The organism is Burkholderia perseverans (assembly GCF_022870505.1).
GTDB lineage: Bacteria > Pseudomonadota > Gammaproteobacteria > Burkholderiales > Burkholderiaceae > Burkholderia > Burkholderia plantarii.
Window position 1 is genome coordinate 1,634,268 of the sequence record NZ_CP045094.1, and the last position, 13,668, is coordinate 1,647,935.

General features: G+C 71.5%; 11 protein-coding genes and 1 pseudogene. 4 read left to right on the forward strand and 8 right to left on the reverse strand.

Annotated features, from left to right (window positions below):
- From BpN12_RS21860 to BpN12_RS21895, 8 genes and pseudogenes are all read right to left on the reverse strand, one after another.
- A pseudogene (locus tag BpN12_RS21860) lies at window positions 1-205 on the reverse strand (NAD(P)-dependent dehydrogenase); the annotation flags it as partial.
- 470 nt (window positions 206-675) lie between these two features.
- Complete coding sequence (locus BpN12_RS21865; RefSeq protein ID WP_246797542.1) at window positions 676-2,202, reverse strand: ATP-binding response regulator; 1,527 nt, start codon at window positions 2,200-2,202, stop codon at window positions 676-678.
- On the reverse strand, window positions 2,190-3,725 hold the full coding sequence (locus tag BpN12_RS21870) for an ATP-binding protein (protein ID WP_246797543.1): 1,536 nt from the start codon (window positions 3,723-3,725) through the stop codon (window positions 2,190-2,192). Before BpN12_RS21870 ends, BpN12_RS21865 begins: the two co-directional genes overlap by 13 nt.
- Before the next feature lie 86 nt (window positions 3,726-3,811).
- Window positions 3,812-4,951: an ATP-binding SpoIIE family protein phosphatase gene (locus tag BpN12_RS21875; protein ID WP_246797544.1), complete on the reverse strand. Its 1,140-nt coding sequence runs from the start codon at window positions 4,949-4,951 to the stop codon at window positions 3,812-3,814.
- Window positions 4,936-5,361 (reverse strand): ATP-binding protein, encoded by a 426-nt coding sequence (locus BpN12_RS21880; RefSeq protein WP_042624570.1) that lies wholly within the window; start codon window positions 5,359-5,361, stop codon window positions 4,936-4,938. The genes BpN12_RS21875 and BpN12_RS21880 overlap by 16 nt, the downstream gene beginning before the upstream one ends.
- Window positions 5,362-5,381: 20 nt before the next feature.
- Window positions 5,382-5,741 (reverse strand): STAS domain-containing protein, encoded by a 360-nt coding sequence (locus BpN12_RS21885; protein ID WP_246797545.1) that lies wholly within the window; start codon window positions 5,739-5,741, stop codon window positions 5,382-5,384.
- A gap of 10 nt (window positions 5,742-5,751) precedes the next feature.
- Window positions 5,752-6,615 carry an STAS domain-containing protein gene (locus BpN12_RS21890; RefSeq protein ID WP_246797546.1) on the reverse strand — a complete coding sequence of 288 codons (864 nt, stop codon included), beginning with the start codon at window positions 6,613-6,615 and terminating at the stop codon, window positions 5,752-5,754.
- Window positions 6,616-7,116: 501 nt separating this feature from the next.
- Window positions 7,117-7,845: a GntR family transcriptional regulator gene (locus BpN12_RS21895; RefSeq protein WP_246797548.1), complete on the reverse strand. Its 729-nt coding sequence runs from the start codon at window positions 7,843-7,845 to the stop codon at window positions 7,117-7,119.
- Window positions 7,846-8,173: 328 nt separating this feature from the next.
- On the opposite strand from BpN12_RS21895, the gene BpN12_RS21900 reads away from it, so the two are divergent.
- The 4 genes from BpN12_RS21900 (at window position 8,174) to BpN12_RS21915 (ending at window position 13,664) form a co-directional block, all read left to right on the forward strand.
- Entirely contained in the window at window positions 8,174-9,478 is a 1,305-nt protein-coding gene (locus tag BpN12_RS21900) for an MFS transporter (RefSeq protein WP_246797951.1), read from the forward strand.
- Window positions 9,479-9,527: 49 nt separating this feature from the next.
- The gene (locus tag BpN12_RS21905) at window positions 9,528-10,802 is read left to right on the forward strand and encodes a glucarate dehydratase family protein (protein ID WP_246797550.1); all 1,275 of its coding nucleotides are present in this window, start codon (window positions 9,528-9,530) and stop codon (window positions 10,800-10,802) included.
- Between the two features lie 141 nt (window positions 10,803-10,943).
- Window positions 10,944-12,263, forward strand: coding sequence for an MFS transporter (locus BpN12_RS21910; RefSeq protein ID WP_246797551.1), 1,320 nt, complete (start codon window positions 10,944-10,946; stop codon window positions 12,261-12,263).
- Between the two features lie 258 nt (window positions 12,264-12,521).
- Entirely contained in the window at window positions 12,522-13,664 is a 1,143-nt protein-coding gene (locus BpN12_RS21915; RefSeq protein ID WP_246797553.1) for a mandelate racemase/muconate lactonizing enzyme family protein, read from the forward strand.
- Window positions 13,665-13,668 lie beyond the last annotated feature (4 nt).

Here is a 13,668-nt window from a genome sequence, read left to right on the forward strand (position 1 = left end):
GGCCGATGCCGCTGTCGGCGCCGGTGATCAGCGCGCGGCGGCCGGTCAGGCGGCCCATGCCGCGATAGCTGGTTTCGCCATGGTCGGGCTTCGGGTGCATGTCGCGGGCGAGGCCCGGCGCGGGCTGCGGCTGCTTCTCGAAGTCGGGGCGCGGGTACTGCGTGAGCGGATCACGCATCGTGGTTTGATCCATGCTGCCGGACATGGCGAAGCTCCTGGTCGTGAACGGGACCCGGGATCGCGATCCCGAGGCTCGCGACAGGATCAGCAACGCGTGTGCCCGGCCCGGCGAAGCCGCGCCGGGCGCGGAGAATCGGGCGACGCGGCGAAAGAGAAGTGAAAGATCGTAAAGGCGGGGCGGACTGGCGGGGCGTCGACCGGCGGGCGATCGCGGCGATCGCGGTGCGCGGTTGGCGCGGGCCGGCGGGCCGATTCGGTCCGGCCGAGCGGACCTCTCGTCCGCTCGGGCCGACAGGGTGGTTCAATCCGGTTCAGCGGCCCGGTTCGGCCCGATGGCCGAGGCAGCGAGCGGCTCGCTTCGACCCGGTTCGGTCGGCCGGCTCGCCCGATGCCGAAGTGCGGCCAACCGGCGCCGCCTGACGTCGCCCGGCGCCGCGTGGCCCCGCCCGGTGCCGCCTAGTGCCGCCTAGTGCCGCCTAGTACCGCCGGTGCCGCCTAGTGCCGCGCCACCGCGTCGGTGCCGGCGGTGGCGATCGCGCGCTCGATATCCTCGAGCGTCGCCGGCTTCACCAGATGGTGATCGAAGCCGGCCGCGCGCGTGCGCTGGCGGTCGCTTTCCTGGCCGTAGCCGGTCAGCGCGATCAGCAGCGCGCCGGCCGTGGCGGGCAGGCCGCGCAGCGCGCGCGCGATCTCATAGCCGTCCATGCCGGGCAGGCCGATGTCGAGCATCACCACCTCGGGCCGGAACATCGGCGCGGCCGCGATTGCCGACTTGCCGTCGTAGAGCGTGCGCACTTCGTGACCGAGGATGCGCAGCAGCACCGACATCGATTCGGCGCCGTCCACGCTGTCGTCCACCACCATCACGCGGCGCTGCGGGCGCGGCGCCGCGTCGGCGGCGTCGGGGCCGGCGTCGGCTTCGTCGGGTACGGCGAGCGGCAGCCGCACCACGAACCGCGAGCCGTGGCCAATGCCGTCCGAACTGACGCCGATGGTGCCGCCGTGCAGCTCGGTGAGCGTGCGCGCGAGCGACAGGCCGATGCCGAGCCCGCCCTCGGAGCGCTTGACCGAGTCGGCCGACTGCATGAACAGGTTGAACACGTCGTCGAGTTCGGCCGGCGCGATGCCGATGCCGTTGTCGGCCACGCTGATCTCGACGGCGCCGGGCGCGACGGCCACGCCGAGCTCGATGCGCCCGCCGTCGGGCGTGTACTTGGCCGCGTTCGACAGCAGGTTGGCGATCACCTGCGAGATCCGGATCACGTCGCCGCGCACCACGCACGGCAGCGGCGGCATGGTCACGCGCAGCATGTGGTGCTTGCGCTCCACGGCCGGCTGGCTGGTTTCCACCGCGGCGGCCACGGCCGCCTCGATGTCCACCGGTTCCATGCGCAGCGCGATCTTGCCGTGGGTGATGCGCGATACGTCGAGCAGGTCGTCCACCAGCCGGCTCAGGTGGTCCACCTGGCGGCGCGCGATCATGCGCGCGTCGTGGACCAGCGCCTCGGCCGCGTGGTACTTGGGGTCCATCAGCTCGATCGCGTTGCGGATCGGCGCGAGCGGGTTGCGCAGCTCGTGCGCGAGCGTGGCGAGGAACTGGTCCTTGCGGCGGTCGGCATCGCGCAGCGCTTCCTCGGCGCGGTGCAGGCGCAGCAGCGCACGCACGTTCGCGACCAGTTCGGCCGGCGCGATCGGCTCGGTCAGGTAGCTGTCGGCGCCGCCGTCGAGCGCGCGCACCTTGTCGAGCGACTGCACGGCCGCGGCCGAGGTCTGCAGCACCAGCGTCGAGCGCGTGCGCGCGTCGCGCTTGATCTGCGAGCAGACGTCGATTCCGCTGATGTCGGGCAGCCGCACGTCGAGCAGCACCAGCGCCGGGCGGCGCGCGTCCACCAGCTCGAGCGCGTCCTGGCCGGTGCCGGCCTCGATCACCTCGTAACCGGCGTGGACCAGCACGCGCGTCTTGGCGTAGCGGGCGCCCTCGTTGTCGTCGACGTTGAGGATCAGCGGGCTCAGCGCGGCCATGCATCGCCTCCGCGCGAAATCGGGGCGTCGAGGCCGCCGGCCGCGCGCGCGCGGGCCACCGCAGCCGCACCGTCAGGGGCCGCCGGGGCTTGGGCGTCGAAGCGCAGCGGCAGCGTGGCGTAGAACGTCGAGCCTTCGCCGAGCCGGCTTTCCACGCCGACCTCGCCGCCCAGCAGCGCGGCGAGGTTGCGGCACAGCGGCAGGCCGAGGCCGGTGCCCTTGACGCGCTGCTGCAGATGGCTGCGCACCTGACCAAATGCCTCGAATATCAATTCCTGATCCTCCTGCGCGATGCCGATGCCCGTGTCCGTGACGAAAAACGTGATGTGTTCGTCGTCGGGCTGCAAGCGCGCGCTGACGCGAATCTCGCCGCGCTCTGTAAATTTGAGCGCGTTCGATACAAAGTTGCGCAAAATCTGCGTGACCTTGGCCTCGTCCGTCAGCATCGACGGCAAGCCCTGCATGTCGTCGAAGATCAACTGCACGGCCGGGCTGCTCAACAGCGGCGCGAGCGTGGCGCGCACCGCGGCCACCAGGTTGTGCGGTTCGAACTGCACCGGCAGCACGTCGGTGCGGCCGGCCTCGATCTTCGCCAGGTCGAGCAGGTCGTTGACGATGTCGGTCAGATCCTCGGCCGACTTGCGGATCAGCAGCACTTGCCGTTCCTGCTCGGTGGTCAGTTCGCCGTCGAGCCGGTTCAGCAGCAGGTTCGACAGCGCGCGGATCGAACTGAGCGGGGTGCGCAGTTCGTGGCTCATGTCGGACAGGAAGCGGGTCTTGAGCGAATCGACGCGGCGCAGCTCCTCGGCGCGCTCGTCGAGCTCGGCGTAGAGCGCGACTACGCCGCGGTTGGTGGCCTCGAGCTCGCTCGTCAGGCGCGACAGGTCCTCCTGGCGCGCCTGCAGCTCGGTCAGCGCGGCCAGCAGCTCGTGGTTCTGTTGCTGCAGCTCGGCGAACGGGCTGCGCGACTCGTAGGCGAGCGGGCGCGGCGCCGCGGGCACGGCCTGCAGACCGGACGAACCGGGCGCGGCGGCTGAAGCGAGCGAGGCGGACGGCTCGCCGCGCAGCGCCTCGACCAGCGCGTGCACGGCCGCCGCCGCGATGGGCGGCCGGTCGGCCGGCAGCGCGCGCAGCATGGCCACGGCGGTGCCGCGTCCGGCCGCCGATTCGATCGTGCAGCGGTCCATCAGGCGGCGGCAGCCGGCGATGCCGTTGCCGGCCACGCCAGGCCCGGAGCGGTGGCTGCCGTCGAGCACGGCCTGCAGGTTGCGGATCCCGGGGCCGTCGTCGCGCACCACGATCGTGAGCGCCTGCGGCCGCGCCTGGGCGTCGAACCCGAACGACACCGTGCCGCCGCCGGCGTGGTCGAGCGCATTGCGGGCAATCTCCGACACCGCGCTGGCGATGCGGGTCTGATCGAGCGGGGCGAAACCGAGGCCGGCGGCGATCACGCGCGCCTGGCGGCGTGCGGCCGCCACCTGTTCCTCGGAATCGAGCGAAATGAGCTGTATCTGGATGGCCATGCTCGGGTGGACCTGTTCGTGAGTCTCGATGTCGGCCTGGTTCGTCAGCCGGGTATTTCAGCCTGCGTCGTCAGCCCGCCGATTCGTCAGCGTGATTGCGCCGTCTTGATCACCACCACTGTCGCGTCGTCGCGGCGGCGCGAGAAGTCGCGATACAGCACGGCCGCGATCACCGCCGCCGGCTGCAGCCGCAGCCCCGGGTAGGCGGCCAGGTCCCAGCGCGTGCCGATGCCGTCGGAGTGCAGGATCAGCATCGCGCCGTCCTGCCAGCGCGCCGCGATCTCCTGCGCGTCGCGCATCGCATGCCCCACGATACCGTTGCGCGAGGCAAGCTGCCAGCTTTCGCGCTCGCCGCGCGAGCCGGCGTCGTCGGGAACCGGGCGCCCGACCGGCCGCGGCATCGCCAGCGGCCGGCCGCCGCCCCACAGCGACGCGGCGATGTTGCCCACTCCGGCGAACGACAGCCCGGTACGGGCCGCATCGAGCCGCGTGATCGCCACCGCCGCGCCGCGCGTGGCGCGCAGCGCGTCGTGCATCGCGTGCATCAGCCGGCCCGGCTCGAGACCGGGGTTGCGGTGCGCGATGTCGATCGCGCAGGTCGCGGCGACATGCGCGTCGGGACCGTGGCCGAGGCCGTCCGCCACCGTCACGACGAGGCCGGCGCCGTCCACCTCGATGCCCCAGCCGTCGCCGCTGACGGTTTCGCCCGGGTAGGGCACGCAGACGCCGCCGATGTCGAGGCCCGGCACCGCCGCCGCGGTTGCGCCGCCGCCGCCGGCGCCGCGGGCGCGCACCGTGGCCCGCACCACGGTGCCGAGTCCCGGCTGCGAGTACACGGCGAGCTCGTCGGAGAGCCGGCGGATCGCGCCGAGCCCGGTGCCGGGCGTGCCGGTGTTCGAATAGCCGTCCTCGAACGCGGCGCGCACGTCGATGATGCCGGGGCCGTTGTCGAGCGCGATCAGCTCGACGCCGCCGCTCGGCTGCGTCGCCGATGGCGGCCCGTGCTGCGGCAGCTCGCGCACCAGCAGTTCGCCGTGCTTCGCGTGCTTGAGGATGTTGGTGGCGGCTTCGGTGACGATCAGCGCGACCCGGCCGAGGTCGGTCTCGCCCGACAGGCCGCGGCGCGCGATGTCGCTCGCGCCGCGCCGCGCGAACGCGACGCCGCTCGGATCACTGATCTCGAACGAGGCGTGCGCGGCACGCAGGCCGCTCAGCGAATTTTCCATTTTGCGATCGTGATTCGGGTGCCCTTGCCGCGCTCGGTCTCGATCTGGAACTCGTCGGACAGGCGCCGCGCGCCGCCGAGCCCGAGCCCAAGGCCCCCGGCGGTGGTGAAGCCGTCCTGCAGCGCGCGGTCGATATCGGCGATGCCCGGGCCGGTGTCGATGAACGCGACCCGCAGGCCCTTGCGCGCGCCGCGTTCCAGCACGCTGAGCTCCGCGTCGCCGCCGCCGCCGTGCAGCAGCGTGTTGCGGGCCAGCTCGCTGGCGGCCGTGACGAACTTGGTCTGGTCGACCAGCGACAGGCCCAGCTCGATCGCATGGTCGCGCACGAGCTGGCGCAGCCTGACGATTTCCTGGTCCGAACGCAGCCCGACCCGGGTGGTCGAGACGACGGTGACGCCGGCGGTGTCCATGGCGGAATAGGTGGGTGAAATCAATGGCGCCGCCGCTGCCGCAGCAGTGCCATGCCGCGGTCGACGTCAAGCGCGGTGCGCACGCCGGTCAGCGTGAGTCCGAGTTCGACCAGCGTGATCGCCACCGACGGCTGCATGCCGACCACCACCGTGTCGGCGTCGAGCACCGTGGCCATCGCGGCGATGTTGCTGATCATCCGGCCGATGAACGAATCGACCACGTCGAGCGCCGAGATGTCGAGCAGCACGCCCTTGGCCGACACCTTGACGATGCGCTCGGTCAGGTCCTCCTGCAGCGACAGCGCGAGCCGGTCGTGCATGTCGGCCTGGATCGCGACGATCAGGACGTCGCCGAGCTGCAATATCGGAATGCGGTCCATGTCGCGCGCCTCACTGGGCCGTGCCGCCGGCGATGCTCGTGCCGTTGCGCTTGAGCGCGACGACGAAGGCATCGGCGAGCGTCGATTTGGTCGTGACGTTGCTGAGGTCCACGCCGAGGTGGACGATGGTCTGCGCGATCTGCGGGCGAATCCCGCTGATGATGCAGTCGGCGCCCATCAGGCGCGCCGCGGCGACGGTCTTGAGCAGATGCTGGGCGACCAGCGTGTCGACGGTCGGCACGCCGGTGATGTCGATGATGGCGATGCCGGCGCCGGTCTCGACGATCTTCTGCAGCAGGCTTTCCATCACGATCTGGGTGCGCGCCGAATCGAGCGTGCCGATCAGCGGCAGTGCGAGGATGCCTTCCCACAGCTGCACCACCGGCGTGGACAGTTCGAGCAGTTCCTCCTGCTGGCGCAGGATGATGGCCTCGCGGCTGCGCTGGTAGACCTCGGTGGTGTAGAGGCCGAGCGCGTCGAGCAGCAGGTTCACGGACCAGCTCAGGTCGGCCAGCGCGGCCGCGTCGTTGCCGAACTCGGTGCGCAGCAGCGTGTAGAGCGGCTGCTTCAGCGAGAACACGAAGGTGGCGGTCTCGACCGGCGTGAAGCCGAGCCGCACGCGGTGCTTCGAGATCTCGGCGAGGAACTCGCGCACCGGCTCCCATTCGGAGCGCGCGGCGTCGATGGTGTCCACGCTGCTGAGCGTGTCGATGAAGATGCCGAGGAAGCCGCGGAACTGGTCCGACATCTCGGCATCGGTGGTGAGCCCGCGCCGCTGCGCCGTGGACAGGTGCTGGTTCAGCCAGTCGTTGAGCAGGGTGGCGCGGTTGCGCGAAAGGATTTCGGCCAGCGCAAGGCGGTTCGGTTGATTCATGAATGCTCCGGAAAGAGTCGGTAAGCGTGCCCGGTCGTGGTGTCGCGGTTCGATCGGCGGGCCATGCGGCCCGGCTCGTGAGTCACCGCCGGTGGTCCAGCGCGTCCCGCCGCCGCGGCCGCGGCGGAACAGCTGACGGCAGCCTTGGCCGGCGCACCGTGGAGCGGGGCGCGCGGGCGGCGGGGCGTTCGTCCGTTTTTTCGAGTTAGGAGGATAGGACCCCCGATGTGCAAAAGCAATCGATATCGGCGTGGCGGGCAGGTCGGCGCTCGCGGCCGCGCCGGCGCGGGAGGGGCCGGCCCGGGCGGGATGCCGATCCTGCCGGAGCATGCCAGGTCCGATGCCGCTGGCGCCGTGCGGTGCAAGGCATGAGAGGGCGTGCCGGGGCATGCCACGGAAAATGAGGGGCGGGCGGCGCCCGGGACGGCCGGATCGGGAGGGCGCCGGCAGCTTGCCGTGGCACCTGTCGAGGCCGGACGCCGGGCGCGGGCATGCCGGTCGTCAGTATTTCAGGAACGCCGCGTAGCGCGCGCGGATGTCCTCGACCTGCGAGAGCGTGCCCGACAGGTGCGCGCGCAGCGCCTGCTGGGCGCCGGCCGCGTCGCCGGCCGCGATCGCCGCGACGATCGCCTCGTGCTGTTCGAGCACGCGGCCGGTCTTGCCCGGGATCGGCACGTGCAGGCTGCGCAGCCGGTCCAGGTGGCCGCTCTGGCGGCGCACCAGCGCCCACAGCCCGGCCACGTCGGCCGCGTCGTACATCAGCTGGTGGAACGCCTGGTCGGTGCGCACGAATTCGGCGTAGTTCTCGCGCGCCGCGTGCATGCGCTGCAGCTCGATACTGTCGTGCAGCCGCGCGACCAGCCCGGCCGGCGTGTCGCTGGCGAGCCGATGCACGATCTCGAGCTCGACCGAGCGGCGCAGGAACAGCTGCTGGCGCGCGAGCGGCACGTCGATCGGGCTGACCACGGTGGCGTGCTGCGGAAAGATGTCGACCAGCCCTTCCTCGCCGAGCCGGATCAGCGCGTCGCGCACCGGCGTCTGGCTCAGGCCGTACAGCGCCGCCAGCTCCGCGCGCTGCAGCACGGTGCCGGGCGCGAGGCGCATCGCCACGATCAGCTCGCGCAGATGCTCGAACACCTGCGGTGCGGCATGGCGCGAGCGGTCGAACGACGGGGCGATCAGGTCGGACAGGGCGGTGGCGGCGGGCAGCTCGGCAAGCGTCGGGGTCATCGGTCGAATCGGAAAACGGGGAGTACGGGTCGGGCTCGGGCAGCTGCGGCGCCGCATGCGCCCGCAACGGCCGAACGGGCGATGGGGCCCGGCGGCACCCGGCGGCGAGGCCCGGCGGCACCCGGCATGCGCATGCACCGCCACGGCGGCAGCCGCAACGATAGCGCAGTTCGGCTTCATTGACGCACTAATGTTTTAGTGTTTTAATCCGGCCAAATCGAGTTCGCCATCGGACCTCGCCACCATCGAGCCGCCGCGCTGCCGCGCCGGCCGTCGAGCGCCGACCGGGCAACCAGGAGACACCGTGGAAACTGCGAAGCATCGCGTCATGTCGGACCCGCCGGCGCCGGCCGCACCGCTCGGCCGCGCCGTCGCGAAAATCGAGCGGCGCGTGCTGCCGCTGTTCGTCGTCATGTTCATCGTCAACTACCTCGACCGCGTGAACATCGGCTTCGTGCGCGAGCACCTGGCGGCCGACATCGGCATCGGCACGGCGGCCTACGGGCTCGGCGCGGGGCTGTTCTTCATCGGCTACGCGATCTTCGAGGTGCCCTCGAACCTGCTGCTCGCGCGCTTCGGCGCCCGCGCCTGGCTCGCGCGGATCATGCTGACCTGGGGCATCGCGGCCACCGCGATGGCGTTCGTGCGCGGCGAGACCTCGTTCTACCTGCTGCGCTTCCTGCTCGGCGTGGCCGAGGCGGGCTTCTTTCCCGGCGTCATCTATTACTTCACGCAATGGCTGCCGGCCGGCGCGCGCGGCCGCGCGATGGCGGTGTTCCTGAGCGGCTCGGCGCTGGCCTCGATCGTGGCGGGGCCGGTCTCGGGCGCGCTGCTGCAGCTGGGCGGCGCGGGGCTGCGCGGCTGGCAGTGGATGTTCGTGGTGGAGGGCGCGGCCTCGATCGTGCTGTGCGCCGCCGTCTGGTTCTGGCTCGACTCGCGGCCCGCCGACGCGCGCTGGCTCGCCGACGACGAGCGCCGCGCGCTCACCGAGACGATCGCGGCCGAGCAGGCCGAGCGCGAACGCGAGCGGCCCGCGCACCTGTCGCCGTGGAAGCTGCTGGCCGATCCGAAGATCGCGCTCTACTGCTTCATCTACTTCGCGGTGTCGCTGACGATCTACGGCGCCACCTTCTGGCTGCCCAGCATCATCCGCAAGATGGGGCAGTTCAGCGATGTCCAGGTGGGCCTGTTCAATTCGATCCCGTGGCTGGTGTCGATCGTCGCGATGACGGGCTTCGCCGCGCTGGCCTCGCGGTTTCGCCACCAGCAGCTGTGGACCTCGGTCGCGCTCGTGATCGCGGCGGCCGGCATGTTCGTCTCGACCTTCGGCGGTCCGGTGTTCGCGTTCGTCTCGATCTGCTTCGCGGCGGTCGGCTTCAAGGCCGCCTCGTCGCTGTTCTGGCCGATCCCGCAGCAGCACCTGGACGCGCGCATCGCCGCCGGCGTGCTCGCGCTGGTCAACTCGATCGGCAACCTCGGCGGCTTCGTCGCGCCGGCCGTGTTCGGACTGCTCGAGCAGCACACCGGTTCGATTCGCGGCGGGCTGACCGGGCTGTCGGTCACCTCGCTCGCCGCGGTCGCGGCCGTCTGGCTCACGCGAGCGCGGCCCGCGCGCGATACGCGGGCCGGCTGAGGCCCGCCGCACCGCCCGCCGCCTTTTTCGCCACTTGTTCCGGAATCCCATGAAAATCACCCGTGTCACCGTCACCCCGATCGCGTTCAAGGACGCGCCGCTGCTGAACGCGGCCGGCATCCACGAGCCCTATGCGCTGCGCTCGATCATCGAGATCGAGACCGACACCGGCCATATCGGCCTCGGCGAGAGCTACGGCGACGCGCCGGCGCTGGCCGTGCTCGACGCCGTGAAGGGCGAGTTGATCGGGCTCGATCCGTTCAAGCTGAACCGGCTGCGCGAGATCGTGCGCGGCGTGGTGGCGCGCCGTGCGCCGGCCAGCGCGCCGGGCGCCGAGCTGGCGCCGGGCTCGCATGCGAGCAAGGCGGTCAGCAACGCCTATTCGGCGTTCGAGGTGGCCTGCCTCGACGCGCAGGCGCGCTACCTGAACGCGCCGCTGGTCGACCTGCTCGGCGGCGCGGTGCGCCGCGAGGTGCCGTTCAGCGCCTACCTGTTCTTCAAGTACGCGCAGCACGTCGACAGCCCCTACGCGCCCGACGCCTGGGGCGAGGCGATCAGCGAGGCGCAGATCGTCGAGCAGGCGCGCCGCATGATCGACGCGCACGGCTTCGAGAGCATCAAGCTGAAGGCCGGCGCGCTCGAACCCGAACACGAGGTGGCCTGCATCAAGGCGCTGAAGCGCGCGTTCCCGGACGCGCCGCTGCGCATCGACCCGAACGGCAACTGGTCGCTCGACACCGCGCTGCGCATGGCCGAGCTGCTCGGCGACGACCTGCAGTACTACGAGGATCCGACGCCGGGCCTGGAAGGCATGGCCGAGCTGCACCGCCGCACCGGCATGCCGCTCGCCACCAACATGGTGGTGACCGACTTCGACGAATTCCGCCGCAGCGTGGCGCTCGACAGCGTGCAGATCGTGCTGGCCGACCACCACTACTGGGGCGGCCTGCGCGACACGCAGCAGCTGGCGCGGATGTGCGACACGTTCGGCCTGGGCGTGTCGATGCATTCGAACTCGCACCTCGGCATCAGCCTGATGGCGATGACGCACGTGGCCGCGTCGGTGGAGAACCTGTCCTACGCGTGCGATACGCACTATCCGTGGCAGGAGAGCGACGAGGAAGTGGTGAAGGGCGGCAAGCTGCCGATCACGGGCGGCTGCGTGGCGCTGACCGACGCGCCGGGGCTCGGCCTCGAGATCGACCGCGACCAGCTGATGAAGCTGCACGAGCTGTACCGGACCTGCGGCATCCGCCAGCGCGACGACGTCGGCCAGATGCGCAAGTACCGGCCCGACTGGACCAACCGCAAGCCGCGCTTCTGAGTAACCGTGTCTCGCAGCCGGCGGAGCGGGTCGCGAACGCGGTTCGCCCCGCCGGCGGTGGCGGAAGGCGCGCGGCGCGCCGCACCTAGCAAGCCGCCAGGCAGCAAACCACAAACATCATCACAACGACGGAGACACGACATGAACCCACCGAACCCGGGCGGCCCCGGCGCGCTGTCGAGCCGCTACCGCTGGACCATCTGCGCGATGATGTTCTTCGCCACCACCATCAACTACATGGACCGCCAGACGCTCGGCCTGCTCGCGCCGCTGATGCAGGCCGACATCGGCTGGAGCCAGGTGCAGTACGCGCAGACCGTGATGATCTTCACGGCCGCCTACGCGCTCGGCCTGCTGCTGTTCGGGCGCGTGGCCGACCGGCTCTCGACCAAGCTCGTCTACGGCGGCGCGATGGCGCTGTGGAGCGCGGCGGCGATGCTGCACGCGCTGGCCGCGAGCGTGCCCGGCTTCGCGGCGGTGCGCGGGCTGCTGGGCTTCGCCGAGGCATCGAACTTCCCGGTGGCGCTGCGCACCACGGCGGTCTGGTTCCCGAAGCGCGAGCGCGCGCTCGCCACCGGCATCTGGAACATGGGCGCGACGGTGGGCGGCGTGGTGGCGCCGGCCGTGATCCCGGCGATGGCGGTGCTGTGGGGCTGGCGGCCGGCCTTCGCGGTCAGCGGCGCAGTCGGCTTCGTCTGGTTCGCGGCCTGGCTGGTGATGTACCGCACGCCGGCGCAGCATCCGCGCGTGGCGCCCGACGAACTCGCCTACATCAACGCCGACGAGGGCGCCGTGCCGGACGAGCGCAAGGTGGGCTGGCTCTCGGTGCTGCGCCATCGCGAGGCGTGGGCGTTCATGGTCGGCAAGCTGCTGACCGACCCGATCTGGTGGTTCTACCTGTTCTGGCTGCCGAAGTGGCTCAACGAGGCCAACGGCATCGACATGCAGCACATGGGGCCGCCGCTCGTCACGATCTACGCGATGGCCTGCGGCGGCAGCGTGCTGGGCGGCTGGGCGTCGTCGCGGCTGATCGCGCGCAGCGGGCGCGTGAACTACGCGCGCAAGCTGACGATGGCGGTCTGCGCGCTCTGCGTCACGCCGATCGCGCTGCTCTCGCAGTTCCACACGCTCTGGTTCTCCGTGCTCGCGGTCGGGCTCGCGGCCGCCGCGCACCAGGGCTGGTCGGCCAACCTCGTCACGCTCGTGTCGGACGTGTTCCCGCGCCGCGCGGTGGGCACCGTGATCGGCATCGGCGGCACCATGGGCATGCTCGGCTCGTTCCTGTTCTCGGGCGTGATCGGCGAGACGCTGCAGCGCACCGGGCAATACTGGGCGCTGTTCGCGATCGGCGCGCTGGCCTATCTGGTCGCGCTCGCGATCATGCACTTGCTGATGCCGCGCATGACGCCGGTAGTGCTGCGCGAGGCCGGCGAGGAGGGCGGCCTGCGCGCGCCCGGCTGAACGGCCGACATCGTCGCGAATCGATAGGATGTACGACGTCTAATGATAAAGACGGCGCGGCGCGGCATGCCGCGTCGCCAGATAGCTGAAAGATTGAACAATCCCGTCGATTGCATTGTGTTTCGCTATGTCATACGATGACGGACAATTCATTCGAGCCGGCCCCGAGGCGGGGCGTCCGTGGCTCGCTCGTGCCGTTGCGACGGCGCGGCGGGCGAGGGCGCCGCGCCTTGGGGCCGGCGGTCACGAGAGTCGCCAGTGAAAATCGCCGCCGTCGAAGTCATCCGCCTGTCACTCGCATTCGACGCCGGGCGCCGCCCCGCCGCCGCATCCGATTCCGCCACCGATACCTATAACGCCGCCGACCGCTCGCTGCGCCGGATGGAGACGCTGCTGGTGCGGCTCACCGACGACGCGGGCCGCACCGGCTGGGGCGAGGCGTTCGGCCATCTGATCAACCCGGTCACGTTCGCCGCGCTCGAAGGCCCGGTGGGCCGCTGGTTCCGCGGCGCCGAATTCGAGCCGACGCTGGACGGCATCGCCGCGCTGCGCGAGCGCGCCGACCAGGCGCTGCATGCGTTCGGCCGCACCGGCCCGGTGCTCTACGCGCTGTCGGCGATCGACACCGCGCTGCACGACCTGGCCGCGCAGGCCGCCGGGCTGCCGCTGTACCGCTGGCTCGGCGGCGAGCGCGGCGAGATCGACGTCTACGCGAGCCTGGTCAGCTACGAGAACGAACCCGACGAAGTGGCGCGCCACGTGCGCCGCGCGTGGAACGAGGGCTTCCGCTCGATCAAGCTGCACGAGACCGAGCACGCCGCGATCGCGGCCGCGCGCGCCGCGCTGCCCGAGGGCGGGCGCCTGATGGTGGACGTGAACTGCCCGTGGGGCGTGGACGAGGCGGCCGCGCGCGTCGCGGCGTTGCGCGAACTGGGCCTCGGCTGGATCGAGGAACCGGTCTGGCCGTGTGACGACGTGGCCGGCCTGGCCCGCGTGCGCGCGCTCGGCGTGCCGGTGGCGGCCGGCGAGAACGCCTCGGGCGTGGCGGGCTTTCGCGAGCTGTTCGAGCGCGGTGCGCTCGACGTCGCGCAGCCGAGCATCGCCAAGATCGGCGGGCCGACCGGCATGCGCGCCGTGATCGCGCTGGCCGCGCGGCACGGCGTGCGCGTGGTGCCGCACTGCTTCTACTACGGCGCGGGGCTGCTGGCCACGGCGCACGTGGTGGCCACGCTGCCCGACGACGTCGCGCTGGAAATTCCCTACCTCGACTGGCCCGAGCGGCTGCACGCGGCGCAGCGCCCCGGCGCGCGCTTCACGCTGCCCGACACGCCGGGCCTCGGCTTCGCGCCCGATCTCGCGCTGCTGGCAGAGAACACGCTGGCCCGCGCCACGCTCGACTGAGCGC

Bases quoted from the DNA above. Each gene is read 5' to 3' on its own strand.
- BpN12_RS21865 (WP_246797542.1), bottom strand. From the start codon at position 2,202: ATGGCCGCGCTGAGCCCGCTGATCCTCAACGTCGACGACAACGAGGGC.
- BpN12_RS21870 (WP_246797543.1), bottom strand. From the start codon at position 3,725: ATGGCCATCCAGATACAGCTCATTTCGCTCGATTCCGAGGAACAGGTG.
- BpN12_RS21875 (WP_246797544.1), bottom strand. From the start codon at position 4,951: ATGGAAAATTCGCTGAGCGGCCTGCGTGCCGCGCACGCCTCGTTCGAG.
- BpN12_RS21880 (WP_042624570.1), bottom strand. From the start codon at position 5,361: ATGGACACCGCCGGCGTCACCGTCGTCTCGACCACCCGGGTCGGGCTG.
- BpN12_RS21885 (WP_246797545.1), bottom strand. From the start codon at position 5,741: ATGGACCGCATTCCGATATTGCAGCTCGGCGACGTCCTGATCGTCGCG.
- BpN12_RS21890 (WP_246797546.1), bottom strand. From the start codon at position 6,615: ATGAATCAACCGAACCGCCTTGCGCTGGCCGAAATCCTTTCGCGCAAC.
- BpN12_RS21895 (WP_246797548.1), bottom strand. From the start codon at position 7,845: ATGACCCCGACGCTTGCCGAGCTGCCCGCCGCCACCGCCCTGTCCGAC.
- BpN12_RS21900 (WP_246797951.1), top strand. From the start codon at position 8,174: ATGTCGGACCCGCCGGCGCCGGCCGCACCGCTCGGCCGCGCCGTCGCG.
- BpN12_RS21905 (WP_246797550.1), top strand. From the start codon at position 9,528: ATGAAAATCACCCGTGTCACCGTCACCCCGATCGCGTTCAAGGACGCG.
- BpN12_RS21910 (WP_246797551.1), top strand. From the start codon at position 10,944: ATGAACCCACCGAACCCGGGCGGCCCCGGCGCGCTGTCGAGCCGCTAC.